This window comes from Faecousia intestinalis (assembly GCF_040096185.1).
In the GTDB taxonomy this organism is placed as follows: Bacteria; Bacillota; Clostridia; order Oscillospirales; family Oscillospiraceae; genus JAZOXB01.
The window spans coordinates 1-18,199 of the sequence record NZ_JBBMFF010000220.1 but is presented as its reverse complement, the minus strand read 5'-3'; the positions used below and the strand labels follow the sequence as shown (position 1 = coordinate 18,199).

Below are 18,199 nucleotides of genomic sequence, written 5' to 3'. Positions count from 1 at the left end.
GATCCGGCCGGGTACTGCGAGATTCCCACGTCGCTTCGCTCCTCGGAATGACAATTCGGGTGCGTTTACCGTTTTAACGATGGCCTTTGCCGTTCGTGAGTTCCGCGCCGGTCGGGGCATGTCCCGACCCTGCAACGCTTCCATGATAACCGATCTGATCCCCCGGAAACAGGCATGTTTCCGGGGGAGTTTTGATATATTGGACAGGGGAGGTGAGGGCATGGAGCGGAACGACTCCATTCTGGGCGGCGCGCTGCTTTTAACAGCGGCGAACCTGCTGCTGCGGCTCATCTCCATCGCATTTCAGGTCTTCCTCTCCGTGCGCATCGGCGCGGCGGGGCTGGGCTTGATGCAGCTCATCTCGACCATCGGCGTTTTTGCCATGCTGGCCGGGACGGCCGGGGTACGCGTAACGGCCATGTATCTGGCGGCGGAGGAATTCGGCCACCGGCGCTTGAGCGGTGTGCGCGCGGCCATGCGCGCCTGCCTGCAATACGGCATCCTCGTGAGCGCCGTCTCCGGCGCGGCACTGTTCTTCCTGTCGGACTTTTTCGCAATGGAGTGGCTGCGCGACCTGCGCGCTGGGCCGAGTCTGCGGGTCATGGGCCTGCTGCTGCCGTTTTCCTGCCTGTGCGGGATCATGACGGGGTATTACACGGCCTGCTCCCGCATCCGCCAGCTCGTCGGCATCGAGATCGCGGAGCGGCTGGTGTCCGTCGGGCTGACGGTCACCCTGCTGTACCTCTGGGCCGGGGACGATCTGGCGCGGGCGTGCTGCGCCATCACGTTCGGCAGCTCCGCCGGGTGTATTTTTGACTTCACACTGCTGTATCTGCGCTACCGGCGCGACATGCGGCAGGTCCCGCGCGAGCATATCCCGATGCGAAAGCGCCTGCTGCGCCTGAGCGTCCCGCTGGCGCTGAACGACGCCCTGCGCGCCGGGCTGAACACGGCCGAGCAGCTGCTCATCCCCATCGGCCTTGCGCGCTACGGCGGCTCGACGGAGGAGGCTATGGCGGGCTATGGGACGATCCACGGTATGGTGTTCCCGATCCTGATGTTCCCGGCGGCCATCCTCTATTCCGTCTCCGATCTGCTGGTGCCGGAGCTTTCACGCTGCCGGGCCATGGGGCGCGGCCTGCGTGTGCGTGACCTGAGCGGGAAGTGCATCCGCATGACCATACTGTTTGCCGCAGCCGTGGCGGGCTTCTTCTTCGTCTGCGCGGAGGAGCTGGGCCAGTGTGTCTATCACAGCGCGGATGCGGGGCGCTACCTGCGCATTTTTGCGCCGATGGTGCTGATGCTCTATCTCGATGCCATTGTCGACGGCATGCTCAAGGGCCTCGCCGAGCAGCTGAGCTGCGTGCGCTATAACACGCTGACATCCGTTCTGGACGTCGTATTCCTCTATGTCCTGCTGCCGCGCCATGGCGTTGCGGGCTATGTGGCGGTGTTTGCCGTGACGCATGCCATCAATCTGTATTTGAGCATCCGGCGGCTGCTCGTTGTGACGGAGCACCGGCCGCGCACGGCGGATTTTGCTCTGCCGCTGCTGAGCCTCGGCCTTGCCCTGCTGCTGACGCTTCCGTTCCCGGCGGCGGGCGGACAGATCATGCGGCTTATGTGCCGCGGCGGCTGGTTCCTGACGGTTTTGCTCGCGGCCTTTGTGCTGCTGCAGGCCCTGACGCAGCAGGACGGCAGCTGGCTGCGGCGCGTACTGCGCCGGACGCTTGACAATCGGGGCGGCGCGGGCTACAATGAGGGCAGCTTTTAGGGGAAGCGCTGTTTTAATCAGTGTTTTCTTAGACCAGGAGGCTGATCTCATGCCGCAGACGCCCATGCCGCAGGTGCATCCCATCCCCCCGCTGTTTGACGCGGAGTCCCGCGTGCTTATTCTCGGCTCATTCCCGTCGATCAAGTCGCGGGAGGCTATGTTTTTCTATGGCCATCCGCAGAACCGCTTCTGGCCGCTGCTCGCCCTGCTGACCGGCGAGCCGGCGCCGCAGACCGTGGAGGAGAAGCGCGCGCTTGCCCTGCGCCACCATTTTGCGCTGTGGGACTCCATTGGGCAGTGCACCATCACCGGCTCGTCCGACAGCAGCATCCGCGACGTTGTGCCGAACGACCTGCGCGCCATCACGGAGCATGCGCCGATCGAACGCATTTTCTGCAACGGGAACACGTCGCTGAAATACTACCGCCGTTATAACGAGCCGCTGCTCGGCCGCCCGGCCGTCGTCCTGCCGTCGACGAGCCCGGCCAATGCGGCATGGTCGCTGCAGCGGCTGGCCGAGGCCTGGCGCGTGATATTATAAATGGGAGGAGCCAAATCCGCGGCTCCTCCCGTTTTCATTTCCTTAGAATAACCAGATGGCCGGGATGTGGATGTTCGTCAGCCCGAGCTTGGCCTGCAGCGAGAGGGACGGCACGTTATCCGGCGCAACGAAGCAGTACGGCAGCCAGCCGCGCTCCAGATGGAGCCGGATGAGCGCTGCCTCCAGCGCCTGCGCGATGCCGTGGCGGCGGAACTCCGGCACGACCTCGAGCATACCCATGCTGCCCTCGGAATGGATGCCGAGGAAGCCTGCCAGCCGCCCTTCGGCGGTGAAATGGCCCCACAGCGCTCCGGCCTCCGCGCGGCCGTGCAGATAGGGCAGGGGATCGTCAAACAGATGATAGTAGCGCGCCGCCTCCGCGGTGTCTTCCGCCTTCAGCGGGCGGATGGAGCAGGCCGGAACCTCGGGCGGCGACGGCTGCAGGTACAGCAGCGTCTCATAGGCCTCCTGATCGTGCAGGCCGAATTCGCGCTGCACGGCGTCGGCGGCCTCGTGCGAGAAGACGGTGAAGCCCGCGTCCTTCGGAACGGTCACGCCCCGCAGTACGCGCAGCAGGGCGTCCGCATCCGGAATGCCGCAGAAAAGGCCGTTTCCGCCCGTTTGCAGCAGCATGCCCTCCAGCCCGTCGTACAGCGCGCGGCAGCGGCCGGTCCGGCGGAGCATTTCCGTAAAGAGAAGCCGAAGATTTTGATCCATGACGTTTTTCCTTTCCAAATAAAAACCGCGCGGCCCGGAGCCGAGCCGCGCGGAATATGTGCCGGGAAACGCGCTCAGAAGAGCTCGTTGATGATGGCGGCGATCATGGCGATCACGACGAAGTCGGCAAGCAGCTCCACGCCGTTGATGATGAGACCGGTCAGCGCAAGACCCTTCTTAACATTGCGGCGGGCGACGCCGACGATGCCGAGGATGAGGCCGACGATGGACACGAGCAGTGCGAGAATGGCCAGCACGATGCCGCTGGTGCACAGCGTCTGGAGCTCGCTGAAGCTGAAATAGAAGGAGCTGACCGAATCCATGATGCTGGAAATGATGGCAATCACGGCGATCGTGGCGACGAGCGAGACCATGCTCATGACGAACGAGGCCACGCCGACACCGTTGCTGCCCTTCAGCGGGGAGACAGGCTGGACGTAGACCGGCTGCTGGTAGACGGGGTATACCGGGGCCTGCGCGGGAGCGGCAGACTCGACCGGTGCGGAAGGCTGGGATTCGACGGGAGCGACGGGCGGCTCCACAGGGATGGCGGGCTGCATGGGCTCCACGGCGTTCTGAACAGGTGCGCCGCAGCTGCCGCAGAACGCAGCGCCTTCCTCGACGGGGGCGCCGCAGTTGGCACAGAATGATCTCATAACAGATTCCTCTCTTTCCAGGGCTTAGAGCACGGCGATGCCGATGGCCGCCAGCACGATGAGCCAGATGCACAGGGCGATGGCACTCAGGATCAGACCGGCAATGCCGAGACCCTTGCTGCGGTTCTTCTGGGACATGCCGACGATGCTGAGGATGAGGCCGGGAATGGCCAGCAGGCCGATGTAGGTCCAGCAAAAGATCAGGCCAAGCAGACCGCAGACGAAGCCGGCGATGCTGCAGCCGTGCGCACCGCGCTTTTCGGGAACGGGCGCTGCAACATAGACGGGCTGGGAAGGCTGCGCCTGCACGGGCTGAACGGGAGTCTCAGGGGCAGCCGCAATGGGAGTGCCGCAGTTCGGACAGAATGCGCCGCTGTTGTCGACCATGCTTTTGCAGTTCGGGCACTGGATCATGGACATGGAAATTACCTCGATTCAAACAGATTCAGGAATGACAGGGCATATCCTGTTCATAATAATTTTACACAATCGGTCGGAGAATGTCAAGGCGGAACGTGGCCGGAAGGGTGCAAAAAAGACCTGCTGCAGCGTAAGTTCTGCAGCAGGCCTTTTTGTGGTCATTTTCCTGCAATATGCAGCCGGTTCAGGGCGCGGCTGAGCTTGGCGCGGGCCAGCTTGATGTCGCGCTCCTCCGTGGCCGCTGCGATGCGAGCCTCAGCGCGGGCCTTTGCGGCCTCGGCACGGGCAACGTCGATCTCATCGGCATATTCGAACGTGGTGGCGACGAGACGTACCTCGCCCTTCTCCACGCTGAGAAAGCCGCCGCCGCAGGCTGCATGCCGCGGCTCGCCGTCCTTCGTGACGACGACGCGGCCGATGTCCAGCGCGGCGATATAGTCCGTGTGGTGGGGATAGATGCTCACATAGCCGCCGGTCGTGCGGACAACGACGGAATTGGCCTCTCCGTCAAAGAAGCTGCCGTCCGGCGTGACGATCTGCAGATGGAAGCTGCTCATTTTGCAGCCCCCTGCTTCGCCTTCTCAACGGCCTCGTCGATCGTGCCGACAAACAGGAACGCGGACTCGGGCAGATCGTCATGCTTGCCCTCCAGGATTTCCTTGAAGCCGCGGACCGTCTCCTTGATGGGAACGTACTTGCCCTGCATACCGGTGAACTGCTCGGCAACGGAGAACGGCTGGGACAGGAAGCGCTGGATCTTGCGGGCGCGGCTGACGGTCAGCTTGTCCTCCTCGGACAGCTCGTCCATGCCCATGATGGCGATGATGTCCTGCAGCTCCTTATAGCGCTGCAGAATGCGCTGCGTCTCGCGGGCAACCTCGTAGTGCTCCAGACCGACCACGTCCGGCGTCAGGATACGGGACGTGGACTCCAGCGGATCGACGGCAGGGTAGATGCCAAGCGAGGCGATGCCGCGGTCCAGAACGGTCGTTGCGTCCAGATGGGCGAACGTCGTGGCCGGGGCCGGGTCCGTCAGGTCGTCGGCAGGGACATAAACGGCCTGCACGGACGTGATGGAGCCCTTCTTTGTGGAGGTGATGCGCTCCTGCAGCGCGCCCATTTCCGTGGCCAGCGTCGGCTGGTAGCCCACGGCGGAGGGCATTCTGCCAAGCAGGGCCGAGACCTCGGAGCCTGCCTGCGTGAAGCGGTAGATGTTGTCGATGAAGAGCAGAACGTCCTGCCCCTCGCGGTCGCGGAAGTACTCGGCCATGGTCAGGCCGGACAGCGCCACGCGCATTCTGGCTCCGGGCGGTTCGTTCATCTGACCGTAGACGAGGGCGGTCTTGTTGATAACGCCGGACTGCTGCATCTCGTTATAGAGGTCGTTGCCCTCGCGGGTGCGCTCGCCGACACCCGCGAAGACGGAGATGCCGCCGTGCTGCTTGGCGACGTTATTGATGAGCTCCATGATGAGGACCGTCTTGCCGACGCCAGCGCCGCCGAACAGACCGATCTTGCCGCCCTTGGCATAGGGGGCGATCAGGTCGACGACCTTGATGCCGGTCTCAAGGATCTCCGTGGAGGTCTGCTGCTCGTCATAGGCGGGCGGGTCGCGGTGGATGCTCCACTTCTCACAGGTGACGGGCTGGGGCTTATTATCGATGGCGCGGCCAAGCAGATTGAAGACGCGGCCGAGCGTCTCGTTGCCGACGGGGACCTTGATGGGCGAGCCGGTGTCTACGGCCTCCATGCCGCGCACCATGCCGTCCGTCGAGCTCATGGCGATGCAGCGGACCACATCGTCGCCGAGCTGCTGGGCGACCTCGCAGACAAGCTTGCCGCCGTCGCGCTCGATCTCGATGGCGTTGAGCAGGTCGGGCAGGTGACCGGCCGGGAAGCGGATGTCCAGCACCGGGCCGATGATCTGCACGACGGAACCAATGTTCTTTTCCTGCATTCGGTTGACTCCTTTCCGTTACAGCGCCTCGGCGCCGGAAACGATTTCTGTGATCTCCTGCGTGACGGCTGCCTGCCGCGCGCGGTTGTATTTGAGGACCAGCGAGTCGATGAGCTCACCGGCGTTTTTATTGGCGGCGTTCATGGCCGTGCGGCGCGCGCCGTGCTCGGAGGCAGAGGCCTCACAGAGGGCGGAATACAGCACGCCGGAGACATACTGCGGCACGATGGCCGCAACCAGGGCGGCAGGGTCGTCCTCGACGGTCGCGCTCTGGTACTTTGCATCGCCCGTGAGCTGCAGCGGCAGAACGTCGGCAGAGGCGGGGACCTGCGAGAGCATGGAGCGAAACTCCGTATAGACGACGGTCACGCGGTCATAGCGCCCGGCTGCAAAGCCGTCGCACAGCAGGCGGGCGATCTGCATGCAGTCGCCGATGCCGACGGAGGCGGCAAGGCCGAAATAGGTGCTGACGAGCTCCGCACCGCTGCGGGTGAACTGCTCGAGCGGCTTTTTGCCGATGGGCAGCACGCAGTAGGGCTCGCTGCCTGCCAGCGAGAGCACGAGCCGGTGCAGGTTGGCGTTGTAGCCGCCTGCCAGACCGCGGTCGCCGCCGATGACGACGAAGCAGGTCTTCTTCACGGGGCGCACCTCGGAATAGACGGACGGCGTTTCCTTCAGCCCGGCCTGAATGCCCGCGATGGCTTCACCCAGCACCTCGTGGAAGGGGCGGGAGCGCTCGACCCGCTCGCGCGCATGACGCAGCTTGGACGTGGCGACGAGCTCCATGGCGCGGGTGATCTGCTGGGTGCTCTCGACGCTGCGAATGCGCGTCTTGATATCCTTCATGGAAGCCATAGGCAGCGCTCCTTAGGCCGTGAACGGCGCGCGGCAGGATTCGATGGCGGCGCGCAGCGCGGCCTCGTTTTCCGGCCGAAGCTCGCCGGTCTTGCGGATGTCCTCGAGAATTTCGGGATGCTGCACGGTCAGATGGTCAAACAGCGCGTTCTCAAAGGCGGAAATGCGCTCGACGGGGACGTCCATGAGCATGTTGTGCACGACAGCGTAGAGAATGCTGACCTGCAGGGCGACGTCCAGCGGGGAGCTGCGGTCCTGCTTGAGCACCTCAACGACGCGCTCGCCCTGAGCAAGGCGCGTCTTCGTGTCGGCATCGAGGTCCGAGCCGAACTGTGCGAAGGACTGCAGCTCGCGGTACTGTGAGTACGTCAGCTTCAGGGTACCGGCGACCTTCTTCATGGCCTTGATCTGGGCGCTGCCGCCGACACGTGACACGGAGATGCCGGGGTTGATGGCCGGGCGGATGCCGGAGTGGAACAGCTCGGACTCCAGATAGATCTGGCCGTCCGTGATGGAAATGACGTTCGTCGGAATATAGGCCGAGACGTCGCCGGCCTGTGTTTCGATGATGGGCAGGGCCGTCATGGAGCCGCCGCCGTATTCCGGGGCGACGCGGGCCGCGCGCTCGAGCAGACGGGAGTGCAGATAGAACACGTCGCCGGGGTAGGCCTCGCGTCCGGGCGGGCGGCGGATGAGCAGGGAAAGGGCACGGTAGGCCACGGCATGCTTCGACAGGTCGTCATAGACGATGAGCACGTCCTTGCCCTGATCCATGAAGTATTCGCCCATGGTGCAGCCGGAGTACGGCGCGATATACTGCAGCGGAGCCAGCTCCGAGGCTGTCGCGGAGACGACGATGGTATAGTCCATGGCGCCGCCGCGGGCGAGCGTATCGACGAGCTGGGCGACGGTCGAGCGCTTCTGGCCGATGGCGACATAGATGCAGATGACGTTCTTGCCCTTCTGGTTCAGAATGGTATCCGTTGCGATGACGGTCTTGCCGGTCTGGCGGTCGCCGATGATGAGCTCGCGCTGGCCGCGGCCGATGGGGATCATGGAGTCGATGGCCTTGATGCCGGTCTGCAGCGGGACGCTGACGGACTTGCGCTCGATGATGCCGGGGGCGTTGCGCTCGATGGGGCGCAGCTCCTTCGACTCGATGGGGCCCTTGCCGTCAATGGGCTGGCCGAGGGCATCGACGACGCGGCCGATGAGGGCCTCGCCGACCGGAACGGACACGACGCGGCCCGTGCGCTTGACAAGGCCGCCCTCGCGGATGCCGACGTCCGTGCCGAGCATGACGACGCTGACGCAGCTCTCCTCGAGGTTCAGCGCCATGCCGAACGAGCCGTTCTCGAAGCGGAGCAGCTCGTTGGACTTGCATTTATCCAGCCCGTGCACCTTGGCGATGCCGTCGCCGACCTGAATGACGTAGCCGATCTCATCCTGCTGCGTCTGGGATGCATAATTTTTGATCTGATCCTTGATGATCTTACTGATATCGTCGATTCTGAGATTCACGGTTTCACCAACCTTATCTTTTGATGGGGAGCCGGTCAGACCACGGTCTGGCTCAGGCTGCGGCGCAGGCGCTCCAGACGGCTGCGGATGCTGTCGTCGAGCTGGATGCCGCCATAGCGCAGGGTAATGCCGCCGAGCAGCGTGGGATCGGTGCGGCAGGTCAGGCTGACGGTCTTGCCGGTCAGCGACTCGAGCCGGGCGCACAGGGCCTCGCGCTGCCGCTGCTGCATGGGAACGGCCGTGATGGCCGTCGCGCGCAGGATGCCGTGCGCCTCGTCATAGGCCGCCTCATAGGCGGTCAGGCAGGCGGGCAGCTGCCAGAGCGCGCGCCGGTCGCACAGCAGGCACAGGAAATTGCGCAGCTCCTGCGACGCGCCGGAAAAGGCCTGCAGCAGCAGGGCGTGCTTTTCCGGCCCGGCCACGGCGGGCGTGTCCATCAGCGTGACATAACCTGGGTTTTCCCGCAGGGCGCGGCGGACGAGCTGCAGCTCCTCCAGCACCCCGTCGCCGCAGCCGTTTTCCTCCGCGAGCTGAAACAGCGCGCGGCCATAGCTTGCGGCATCAATCATGGCTGTCCCCCAATTTCTCAATGAAGGAATCGATCAGTTCGGTGTGCTCCTCGCTGCGGATATCGCGCTGCAGGACGGCGGAGGCAATGTCCACCGCCATGTCGGACACATCGTCCTTGATCTCGTTCATGGCGCGCTTCTTTTCCAGCGCGACCTGCGCCTCAGCGCGCTGCATGGTCTGCGCCGCCTTGTCCTGCGCGTCGCGGAGGATCTCCTCCTCACGGAGCTGGGCACGGCGGTTGGCGTCGCGGAGCAGCGCCTCACTCTCAGCGTTGGCCTGCTGCAGGCGCGTCTCATAGCGCGCGCGCATCTCTTCTGCCTCGGCCTTGGCACGGTTGGCGTTGTCGTAGAGGTCGTCGACCTCCTTCTGGCGCGAATCGATCATGTTCTTGACGGGCTTGAAGAGGAGCTTTTTCATGACCAGATAGAGGATGACCAGATTGCACAGCGTGAACAGGCAGGTCCAGAAATCCACACCGACAAAGCTCTCAAATCCCGTAAAAAATTTCAAGCCGCATTTCTCCTTTCTCCGGCAGATCTCGTGGTGCTGCGCCGCATCAGAAAACGAAGAGCAGCAGCAGAGCGATGACCAGAGAGTAGATACCGGTGGACTCGGTGATGGCGCAGCCGAGGATCATGTTGGTACGCAGCGTATCGGAGACCTCCGGCTGACGTGCCATGCCCTCGAGAGCCTTACCGACGGCATTACCTTCGCCGACTGCCGGGCCGATAGCGCCCAGACCCATGCAGAGACCTGCGCCGATCGCAGCGGCGGCCTTGATGATTGCTTGATCCATTGTGTGTTTCCTCCTGTAAATATTGTTGTGTTTGGAACGATCTCAAATCGGGGTTTGCTTATTTCTTCTCCGGCTTCGGGGCGGGGGGTGGGCAGGCTGCGCCGACGTAGACCATCGTCAGCATGCAGAACACGAGCGCCTGGATGCAGCCGGTAAAGAGATCAAAATAGATGGAGAGGACGGCGGGGATGCCGACCTGGAAAATGGGGATGGACGAGATGAATTCACTCGGGATCCAGCCGAGCACGAACGAGCTCAGCGCGGACAGACCGCCGTAGATAAGGGCCGTGAGCACGGAGCCGCCGGCGATATTGCCGAAGTGACGGAACGACATGGAGATCGGCTGTGCGATCTCGCTGATGATGTTCATCGGCGTCATAACGACCACGGGCTCCGTGAAGCCCTTCAGCCAGCCGAAGAAGCCGTTGTTCTTGATGTTGTTGTACCAGACGAGAGCGGTCGTCATGAGGGCCCAGGTGAGCGTCGTGCTGAGGTCGGCCGTCGAGCTGCGCAGGAAGCCGGTCAGGCTGGCAAGTGAGCCGAGCACGGACGAGCAGAACAGCGCGCCGATGTAGGGCGCAAAGCGCTCATTGTGCTTGCCCATCGTGTCGTCCACGAGCTTGTAAACGGCAAGGACGGCGCGCTCCGTGACGGCCTGCATGCGGCCGGGGCGCTTCCGGAGATTACGGCCGAGCCGCCAGCAGAGAATCGTCACCGCGGCCAGAACGAGGAGCGAGGTGAGCGTCGTCTGCGTGATGGTCACATCGCACAGACCGAAAAACGAAAACTCCGCAAGGATGCGCGGACCGGTGATATTAACATTCATGCAGCGGGAACTCCCTTCTTTTTCTTGCGTACCAGTTCGGAGGCCATGAGCGCCAGCCGCATGAAGCACAGCGGCAGCAGCGTGGCCAGCGGGTCGAACCGCTTGCTCTTGAGCGCGATGACCAGAACGACCAGCAGCACGACCATGCGCGCGACGAACAGCACGCGGGACGTGAGCTGGGCGGACAGTGGGTTTTCCTTCTTCGAGGCCCGCAGCAGGCCGAGGATCATGGCGGCAAAATTCACCAGCGCGGCGGCGGTACCGAGCGCGGCGCCGAGCAGAATATCCTGCCGCAGCGCGGCGAACAGAGCGTAGCAGCCCAGCATGATGCCGGACAGCACGATCTCTGCGGCGAGCGTCGGCAGAACGAGCCACTTCAGACTGCCGGACGTTGACTCGTTAACGGGTTCCATGCGGATCATCCTCCTTTTTGTGAGATGACGGAACATCGGAAGACGGGGGAGCGGTGGGGTCCATGGTGCGGGCAGCCGTCAGCAGAAAATGGAACATGCTGTACAGCCCGGCGAACACGCCGAAGACGATGGCGGCAATCATGATCCAGCGGCCGAGCCCGCAGCGCGTGTGCAGCAGCCAGCCGCCGAGAATGATGAGCCCAGCCGGGCACACCATACAGAAGCCTGCCTGAATGCAATAATTGACGGCATAAATCGCGCGAAATACCTTTTTCGGCAAGAAAGAGCACCTCCTAAAAAACAGGACCCGATTCTCCCCTATTATCAGTTAACATCATACCCCTTTTTTTCAAAAATTGCAATATGCAAAGCTTGAAAAATGTCTGAAATCAGGGCGACCTTTCGAATATGCTCCGCGTTGACATTCTGCGGGGAATTCGATATAATTGTTCACGATCGCCGCGCAGAATGCGGCTTTGTTGATTCTTATTCTTCCCGATTTGAGGTGTCTTGATTTTGAAAACTCCCGATCTCCGGCCGGAAACGCTCTGCATTCAGGCCGGCTACACGCCGGGCAACGGCGAACCGCGCCAGATCCCGATCATCCAGAGCACAACATTCCGCTATGAGACCTCCGAGGCCATGGGAAAGCTCTTTGACCTCGAGGCGGACGGCTATTTCTATTCCCGCCTGCAGAATCCGACCTGCGACCACGTTGCGGCGAAGATCGCGGCGCTCGAGGGCGGCACGGCCGCCATGCTGACCGGCTCCGGGCAGGCCGCCAATTTTATGGCCATGTTCAACATCGCCGGCTGCGGCGACCACATCGTGAGCTCCGCGTCCATTTACGGCGGCAGCTATAACCTGTTTGCCGTGACGATGAAGCGCATGGGGCTCTCCTGCACGTTCGTTGACCCGGACTGCTCCGCGGAGGAGCTGAACGCCGCGTTCCGCCCGAACACAAAGGCCGTGTTCGGCGAGACCATCGCCAACCCCGCCCTGACCGTGCTGGATATCGAAAAGTTCGCCGCTGCGGCCCATGCCCATGGCGTGCCGCTCATCGTGGACAACACGTTTGCCACGCCCGTCAACTGCCGCCCGCTCTCGTGGGGCGCGGATATCGTGACGCACTCCACCACAAAGTATATGGACGGCCATGCGGCGGCCCTCGGCGGCTGCATTGTCGACGGCGGCAAATTCGATTGGACGAAATATCCCGAAAAATTCCCCGGCCTGTGCACGCCGGACGAAAGCTACCACGGCGTGACATATACGGAACGCTTCGGACTCGGCGGCGCGTTCATCACAAAGGCCACGGCCCAGCTCATGCGCGACCTCGGCGCGGTGCAGTCCCCGCACAACGCATTTCTGACGAATCTCGGCCTCGAGAGCCTGCCCGTGCGCGTGCGCCAGCACTGCGCCAATGCGCAGCGTATCGCAGAGCACCTGCAGGGGCATGAAAAGATCGCGTGGGTGAAGTACTGCGGCCTGCCCGGCGACCGCTATTACGAGCTGGCGCAGAAATATCTGCCGAACGGCTCCTGCGGCGTCATTTCGTTCGGCGTCAAGGGCGGCAGAACTGCCGCAGAACGGTTTATGAGCCATCTGAAGCTCGCCTCCATCGAGACGCACGTCGCCGATGCGCGGACATGCTGTCTGCATCCCGCCAGCACGACGCACCGCCAGATGAACGACAGCGAGCTTGCCGCAGCGGGCGTTTCGCCCGACCTTGTGCGGCTGTCCTGCGGCCTTGAGAATGCGGACGACCTGATCGCCGATCTCGATCAGGCGCTTGCCGCCGAATAAGCCGGAGGGAACGCCATGCCCATTAAGATACCGAACGATCTGCCGGCAGCTGCTACCCTGCAAAGTGAGAATATCTTCGTCATGCCGGAGACCCGCGCGGTTACGCAGGACATCCGCCCGCTGGAAATTCTTATCCTGAACCTTATGCCGACGAAGATCGTCACGGAAACGCAGTTTGCCCGCCTGCTTGGCAACACGCCGCTGCAGGTGCATCTGGAATTCCTGTATACGCAGTCCCATATGGCCACACACGTTTCGGCAGAGCACCTGTTCACGTTCTATAAGACGTTCGACGAGGTCCGCGGCCGCCGCTACGACGGCATGATCATCACGGGCGCGCCCGTGGAGCAGCTGCCGTTTGAGGACGTTGAGTACTGGCAGGAGCTTTGCAGCATCATGGACTGGAGCCGGACGCATGTGCACAGCACGCTGCACATCTGCTGGGGCGCACAGGCCGCACTGTACCATCACTATGGCATCAAGAAGGTGCCGCTGGAGAAAAAGCTCTTCGGCGTGTTCCCGCACCGCGTGGAGTATAAGAACCCGATCCTGCTGCGCGGCTTTGACGACGTGTTCATGGTGCCGCATTCCCGCCACACGACGGTCCGCCGCGAGGACATCGAGCGCGTGCCGGAGCTGAAGATCCTTGCCTCGTCCGAGCAGGCCGGAGTCTACGCAATCTTTACGGCGGGCGGACGGCAGATCTTCCTGACGGGCCACGCGGAATACGACCCGGACACGCTGCGGCGCGAATATGAGCGCGACAAGGCTCTCGGCCTTCCCATTGCCGTGCCGGAGAATTATTTCCCCGGCAATGACGACACGAAGCCGCCCCTCGTCACCTGGCGCAGCCACGCCAACCTGCTGTTCTCGAACTGGCTGAACTACTTCGTCTATCAGACGACCCCGTATGATTTCACATTCTGACCAAAGCGCGCCGCAAAAACGGCGCGCTTTTTCGTCGTAAGCGCCAAAGATCGGTTTTTGCCGAAAAAAAGCTTTACAGCGGGGGAGTGCTGTGCTAGAATAACGCCCGAAAAAAGTTCTTTAAGAGCGGTACAGAGAGACCGACAAGGACGCGAATGAGAGACGCAGAGGGTCTGTGTACCCGTCTGCCGCTTTGCTGTGGATTCGTATGCCCTGTCGCTGTGCTGCGGCAGGGCATTTTTGCACCCTACGGGAGGAAAAACCATATGCAGACTGTTGAGATCGCGGATGCAGCCGCGTTTGAGCGCACCCTGCGCCGCCTGGCGCATCAGATATTGGAGAACAATCCGGAGCCGGAGCAGGTTCTGCTCGTCGGCATCCTGCGGCGCGGCGTTCCGCTGGCCGAAGAGCTGGCCGGGCTCATGGAGCGCTTCGGCGGCGTCCGGCCGCCGGTCGAGACGCTGGACATCACGCTGTACCGCGACGATCTGAGCGAGCTCGGCGATCTGCCGGAGGTGCGGCCGACGCAGTTCTCCACGCCGGTTGCCGGAAAGACCGTCATCCTTGTGGACGACGTCATCTACACCGGCCGCACGGCGCGCGCCGCGATGGAGGCCGTCATCCGCCTCGGCCGCCCGGCACGCATCCGGCTGGCCGTAATGGTCGACCGCGGGCACCGCGAGCTGCCCATCGACCCGGAGTACGTCGGCAAGAACGTGCCGACGGCGCGGGAGGAACAGATCTGCGTGCTGACGCCGCAGTTCGACGGACAATGGGGCATTCACCTGCGCAAGCAGGCCTGAATACAAAACCACATCAGCAAAACCCAAAATACAGAACGGGGGAACCAATCATGAACATGATCTTCGGAGTCAAGGACCGGCCGAAATTCGGCCAGACGATCCTCTTCGCCATCCAGCAGCTGCTGGCCATCATGGCGGCGACGCTCGTCGTTCCGGTCATCACCAACGGCGCGACCGGCAGCACGCTCAGCCCCGCCGCGGCACTCTTCGGCGCAGGCGTCGGCACGCTCGTCTACCTGCTCTTTACGAAATTCCGCAGCCCGGTCTTCCTTGGCAGCTCGTTTGCCTTCCTCGGCAGCATGGCTGCAGCCTTCGCAGGCGGCGTTTCCATGACGCTCGGCTATGCGGGCCTTATTCTCGGCGCGGTGTTCGCCGGCTTTGTGTATGTCATCATTGCGGCGGCCGTGAAGGTCGCGGGCGTCAAGTGGCTCGACCGCCTCATGCCGGTCGTCGTCATCGGCCCGACGGTTTCCATCATCGGCCTTTCGCTGGCGGGCAACGCCGTCTCCGACCTCATCAAGGGCAGCGTGGTGAACGCCGAGGGCGCGGCAGTCGCTTCTCCGCTCATCACCGTTCTGTGCGGCCTTGCGGCCCTGCTCGTGACCATGCTCTGCGCGACCTACGGCAAGAAAATGGTCCGCCTCATCCCGTTCATCCTCGGCATCCTCGCGGGCTACGCCGTTGCGGCGGTGTTCACCCTCATCGGCAACGCCACGGCCACGGACGCGCTGAAGGTGCTCGACTTCTCGAAGCTTTCCGTGCTGTGGGAAAACGGCGTCACGCTGAAGACGTTCGTAAACTATGAGCTTGTGACGAAGGACTTCGTCTTCCTCAAGGCTGCCAAGGGCTTTGCCGAGCTGAACTGGGGCTATGTCAGCGCCATCGCCGTGGCCTATGTGCCGGTCGCGTTCGTTGTCTTCGCCGAGCACATTGCAGACCACAAGAACATCTCCTCCATCATCGGCAAGGACCTTCTGAAGGATCCCGGTCTCTCCCGCACCCTGCTGGGCGACGGCGTCGGCTCCATGGCGGGCGCTCTCCTCGGCGGCTGCCCGAACACGACCTACGGTGAATCCGTTGCCTGTGTTGCCATCACGCGCAACGCCTCCGTTGTGACGATCCTGGCAACGGCCATCCTCGCCATGCTCGTCAGCTTCTTCTCCCCGTTCGTCGCCTTCGTCAACTCCATCCCCGGCTGCGTTATGGGCGGCGTGTGCATCGCCCTGTACGGCTTCATCGCGGTCTCCGGCCTGAAGATGATCCAGCAGGTCGACCTCGGCAAGGACAACAACCTCTTCGTCGTCAGCACGATCCTCGTGACCGGCATCGGCGGCCTGTCCCTGACGTTCGGCAAGATCACGATCACGCCGGTCGCCGTCGCACTCATCCTCGGTATTCTCGCAAATCAGATCCTCAAGGGCCGCAGCGCGAACCGCGACTGAGACCGAGTCTCATACCTTATATAATATATACAGCCGCGCGGTGTCCAAGTCACCGCGCGGCGGCTTTTTTCAAAATAGGGCTTGACAAATGCGGAAAAACAAAGTATAATACACAAGCAAATTGGATATGCGAGTGTGCTGGAATAGGTAGACAGGCACGTTTGAGGGGCGTGTGACAACCGTCGTGTGCGTTCAAGTCGCATCACTCGCACCACGCCGGAGCAGATTCTGCTCCGGCGTTTTGCATTTTCCGGAGCGACCCCTGCGATCGCTCCGTTTTTTGATTTCCGGGGAGGGAAGACAGCTTGGCAGATCCTGCAAATGAATGCTTCGCCCTGCGGCGGGAGGACGGTTCCCTGACGGGCGAGATCAAGCCGCGCGCGCTCGTGCACCGCGACGGCGACCTGCACGGCGCGAGCCACGTATTTCTGGCGCGGCTGCGCGGCGGAAGGGCCGAATTGCTGCTGCAGAAGCGCAGCGCACAGAAGGACTCGTTCCCGGGTCTGTATGATATTTCGGCGGCCGGGCATCTTGACCCCGGCGAGGACTTTGCGGCGGCGGCCCGCCGTGAGCTGGCCGAGGAGCTGGGCGTGACGGGGGAGGAGCCGGAATTCCTGTTTGCCCAGCGCAACGAATATCACGGAGCCTTCCATGGAAAGCCGTTTCATGACAATGAGATCGCATGGGTCTATCTCCTCGTCCTCGACCGGCCGGAGGAAGCCTTCACGCCGGAGGCCTGTGAGGTCGAGTCCGTGCACTGGTTTTCCGTGCGGGAGATCCTGCGCGCCATGCGGGGAAACGACCCGCGCTTCTGCCTGCGCGAGGCGGAGTTCTGCCGTCTGCTGCCGTATCTGGCACAAAAGTTCGGCATTCCGGTTGACAAGCTCTGAAGCGGAAGGTACAATAAAAGTTAACCGTCTCTGATTTTCAAACACGCTGGAGGAACGCTATGAAGCTTCTTGACCTGCTCATCACTGCCATCGCGCTGTCCATGGATGCGTTTGCCGTCTCGATCGGCAAAGGCCTCTCTGTCAAGCGACTCAAGGCTTCGCATTGCCTGATCACCGGCGCGTATTTCGGCGGGTTTCAGGCCCTTATGCCGCTGCTCGGCTTCCTTCTGGCCAGCTCGTTCGCCTCGTACATCCAGAAATTTGACCACTGGATCGCCTGCGTGCTGCTCGTGCTCATCGGCGCGAACATGCTGCGTGAGGCCTTCTCAAAGGAAGAGGAGCAAGGGAACGATTCGTTTTCCTTCCGCGTGATGCTGCCGCTGGCCATTGCTACGAGTATCGATGCGCTGGCCACGGGCGTGACGTTCGCCATGATGGGCGTCAATATCTGGATCGCCATTGCCATCACGGGCCTGACGACGTTCGTGTTCTCCGTGGCGGGCGTCAAGATCGGCAACCTGTTCGGCAGCCGCTATCAGTCCAAGGCGGAGCTGGTCGGCGGCCTGATCCTGATCGCCATGGGTTTCAAGATCCTTGTTGAGCACCTGCTCGGCAAGGCCTGAGGGAAACGTCATGGAGCTTTGGGATATCTATGACCGCCAGCGGCGGACGACCGGGCGCTTTCATGTGCGCGGCACGCCGATGGGGCGGGGGGAATATCATCTGACGGCGTTCGTCTGGGTGTTCAACCGGCAGCGGGAGCTGCTGCTGACCCGCCGCGCACCGGAGAAGGAGCATTATGCCAATTGCTGGGCCGCCACGGGCGGCGCGGCCCTCGTCGGCGAGACGAGCCTGCAGACCGTGCGGCGCGAGCTGCGCGAGGAAACGGGCATTGAGGCCGATGAGGCGGATTTCCATCTGGTGCGGAGCTTTCGCGAGCACTCCACCTTCAGTGATGTCTATTTCCTCTTCCATGATATCCCGCTTTCCGCGCTGCATCTGCAGCCCGGCGAGACAACGGAGGCCCGCTGGGTGTCCAAGGCCGGTCTGGAGGCTCTGGTTGCCTCCGGCGAGGTCGCTCAGCCGGATGTCCGCCGCCTGCGCCAGCTGCGGGACGAATTCCGAAAAATTTGGAATGCCTGAGACCGATGGGCCTCAGGCATTTTTGCCAATGTAACGAGGTGCCTCTGTGTAGGGGAGCGGCATGCCTGTTAGCAAGCAAGGGACTAAGTGGGCCTCCCTGGGGAGAGCCTTCTTCTGTTTTCACCAGCAGTCCGTTTTCCAT

22 protein-coding genes and 1 tRNA gene are annotated in these 18,199 nt (G+C 62.6%); 10 read left to right on the top strand and 13 right to left on the bottom strand.

Annotated elements, in window-relative coordinates; translation table 11 throughout:
- Positions 1-220: 220 nt before the first annotated feature.
- Both WMO66_RS08155 and WMO66_RS08150 read left to right on the top strand, forming a co-directional pair.
- Complete coding sequence (locus WMO66_RS08155) at positions 221-1,774, top strand: oligosaccharide flippase family protein (RefSeq protein ID WP_349135922.1); 1,554 nt, start codon at positions 221-223, stop codon at positions 1,772-1,774.
- A gap of 49 nt (positions 1,775-1,823) precedes the next feature.
- Positions 1,824-2,315, top strand: a complete 492-nt coding sequence (locus tag WMO66_RS08150; protein WP_349135921.1) for a DNA-deoxyinosine glycosylase — start codon at positions 1,824-1,826, stop codon at positions 2,313-2,315.
- A gap of 42 nt (positions 2,316-2,357) precedes the next feature.
- Here the strand turns inward: WMO66_RS08150 and WMO66_RS08145 are convergent, their stop codons facing one another.
- The 13 genes from WMO66_RS08145 to WMO66_RS08085 form a co-directional block, all read right to left on the bottom strand.
- On the bottom strand, positions 2,358-3,032 hold the full coding sequence (locus WMO66_RS08145; RefSeq protein ID WP_349135920.1) for a GNAT family N-acetyltransferase: 675 nt from the start codon (positions 3,030-3,032) through the stop codon (positions 2,358-2,360).
- A gap of 74 nt (positions 3,033-3,106) precedes the next feature.
- Positions 3,107-3,688 carry a zinc ribbon domain-containing protein gene (locus tag WMO66_RS08140; protein ID WP_349135919.1) on the bottom strand — a complete coding sequence of 194 codons (582 nt, stop codon included), beginning with the start codon at positions 3,686-3,688 and terminating at the stop codon, positions 3,107-3,109.
- Positions 3,689-3,712: 24 nt separating this feature from the next.
- Positions 3,713-4,108: a DUF4190 domain-containing protein gene (locus WMO66_RS08135; protein WP_349135918.1), complete on the bottom strand. Its 396-nt coding sequence runs from the start codon at positions 4,106-4,108 to the stop codon at positions 3,713-3,715.
- 158 nt (positions 4,109-4,266) lie between these two features.
- Complete coding sequence (gene atpC / locus WMO66_RS08130) at positions 4,267-4,665, bottom strand: ATP synthase F1 subunit epsilon (protein WP_349135917.1); 399 nt, start codon at positions 4,663-4,665, stop codon at positions 4,267-4,269.
- Positions 4,662-6,065, bottom strand: a complete 1,404-nt coding sequence (atpD, locus tag WMO66_RS08125) for a F0F1 ATP synthase subunit beta (protein WP_349135915.1) — start codon at positions 6,063-6,065, stop codon at positions 4,662-4,664. The genes atpC and atpD overlap by 4 nt, the downstream gene beginning before the upstream one ends.
- An 18-nt stretch (positions 6,066-6,083) precedes the next feature.
- Positions 6,084-6,920, bottom strand: coding sequence for an ATP synthase F1 subunit gamma (gene atpG, locus WMO66_RS08120; protein ID WP_349135914.1), 837 nt, complete (start codon positions 6,918-6,920; stop codon positions 6,084-6,086).
- A gap of 12 nt (positions 6,921-6,932) precedes the next feature.
- Positions 6,933-8,441, bottom strand: coding sequence for a F0F1 ATP synthase subunit alpha (atpA, locus tag WMO66_RS08115; RefSeq protein ID WP_349135913.1), 1,509 nt, complete (start codon positions 8,439-8,441; stop codon positions 6,933-6,935).
- 35 nt (positions 8,442-8,476) lie between these two features.
- Positions 8,477-9,010, bottom strand: coding sequence for an ATP synthase F1 subunit delta (atpH, locus tag WMO66_RS08110; RefSeq protein WP_349135912.1), 534 nt, complete (start codon positions 9,008-9,010; stop codon positions 8,477-8,479).
- On the bottom strand, positions 9,003-9,521 hold the full coding sequence (atpF, locus tag WMO66_RS08105) for a F0F1 ATP synthase subunit B (protein WP_349135911.1): 519 nt from the start codon (positions 9,519-9,521) through the stop codon (positions 9,003-9,005). The genes atpH and atpF overlap by 8 nt, the downstream gene beginning before the upstream one ends.
- Before the next feature lie 46 nt (positions 9,522-9,567).
- Positions 9,568-9,807: an ATP synthase F0 subunit C gene (gene atpE, locus WMO66_RS08100; RefSeq protein WP_349135910.1), complete on the bottom strand. Its 240-nt coding sequence runs from the start codon at positions 9,805-9,807 to the stop codon at positions 9,568-9,570.
- Positions 9,808-9,865: 58 nt separating this feature from the next.
- On the bottom strand, positions 9,866-10,633 hold the full coding sequence (atpB, locus tag WMO66_RS08095) for a F0F1 ATP synthase subunit A (RefSeq protein WP_349135908.1): 768 nt from the start codon (positions 10,631-10,633) through the stop codon (positions 9,866-9,868).
- On the bottom strand, positions 10,630-11,046 hold the full coding sequence (locus WMO66_RS08090) for an ATP synthase subunit I (protein ID WP_349135907.1): 417 nt from the start codon (positions 11,044-11,046) through the stop codon (positions 10,630-10,632). Before WMO66_RS08090 ends, atpB begins: the two co-directional genes overlap by 4 nt.
- On the bottom strand, positions 11,033-11,326 hold the full coding sequence (locus WMO66_RS08085; protein ID WP_349135906.1) for an AtpZ/AtpI family protein: 294 nt from the start codon (positions 11,324-11,326) through the stop codon (positions 11,033-11,035). The genes WMO66_RS08090 and WMO66_RS08085 overlap by 14 nt, the downstream gene beginning before the upstream one ends.
- 236 nt (positions 11,327-11,562) lie before the next feature.
- On the opposite strand from WMO66_RS08085, the gene WMO66_RS08080 reads away from it, so the two are divergent.
- The 8 genes from WMO66_RS08080 to WMO66_RS08045 all read left to right on the top strand — a co-directional run bounded on the left by WMO66_RS08080 (position 11,563) and on the right by WMO66_RS08045 (position 18,057).
- On the top strand, positions 11,563-12,852 hold the full coding sequence (locus WMO66_RS08080; RefSeq protein WP_349135905.1) for an O-acetylhomoserine aminocarboxypropyltransferase/cysteine synthase family protein: 1,290 nt from the start codon (positions 11,563-11,565) through the stop codon (positions 12,850-12,852).
- Between the two features lie 15 nt (positions 12,853-12,867).
- Positions 12,868-13,779 (top strand): homoserine O-acetyltransferase MetA, encoded by a 912-nt coding sequence (gene metA / locus WMO66_RS08075; RefSeq protein ID WP_349135904.1) that lies wholly within the window; start codon positions 12,868-12,870, stop codon positions 13,777-13,779.
- Positions 13,780-14,045: 266 nt separating this feature from the next.
- Entirely contained in the window at positions 14,046-14,582 is a 537-nt protein-coding gene (gene pyrR, locus WMO66_RS08070) for a bifunctional pyr operon transcriptional regulator/uracil phosphoribosyltransferase PyrR (RefSeq protein ID WP_349135903.1), read from the top strand.
- Positions 14,583-14,632: 50 nt separating this feature from the next.
- A complete protein-coding gene (locus WMO66_RS08065) occupies positions 14,633-16,024 on the top strand; it encodes a uracil-xanthine permease family protein (RefSeq protein WP_349135902.1) in 1,392 nt (463 codons plus the stop codon).
- 129 nt (positions 16,025-16,153) lie between these two features.
- Positions 16,154-16,238 (top strand) — tRNA-Leu (locus WMO66_RS08060).
- A gap of 91 nt (positions 16,239-16,329) precedes the next feature.
- The gene (locus WMO66_RS08055) at positions 16,330-16,914 is read left to right on the top strand and encodes an NUDIX hydrolase (protein ID WP_349135901.1); all 585 of its coding nucleotides are present in this window, start codon (positions 16,330-16,332) and stop codon (positions 16,912-16,914) included.
- A gap of 59 nt (positions 16,915-16,973) precedes the next feature.
- On the top strand, positions 16,974-17,537 hold the full coding sequence (locus tag WMO66_RS08050) for a manganese efflux pump MntP (RefSeq protein ID WP_349135900.1): 564 nt from the start codon (positions 16,974-16,976) through the stop codon (positions 17,535-17,537).
- A gap of 10 nt (positions 17,538-17,547) precedes the next feature.
- Complete coding sequence (locus tag WMO66_RS08045) at positions 17,548-18,057, top strand: NUDIX hydrolase (RefSeq protein ID WP_349135899.1); 510 nt, start codon at positions 17,548-17,550, stop codon at positions 18,055-18,057.
- Positions 18,058-18,199 lie beyond the last annotated feature (142 nt).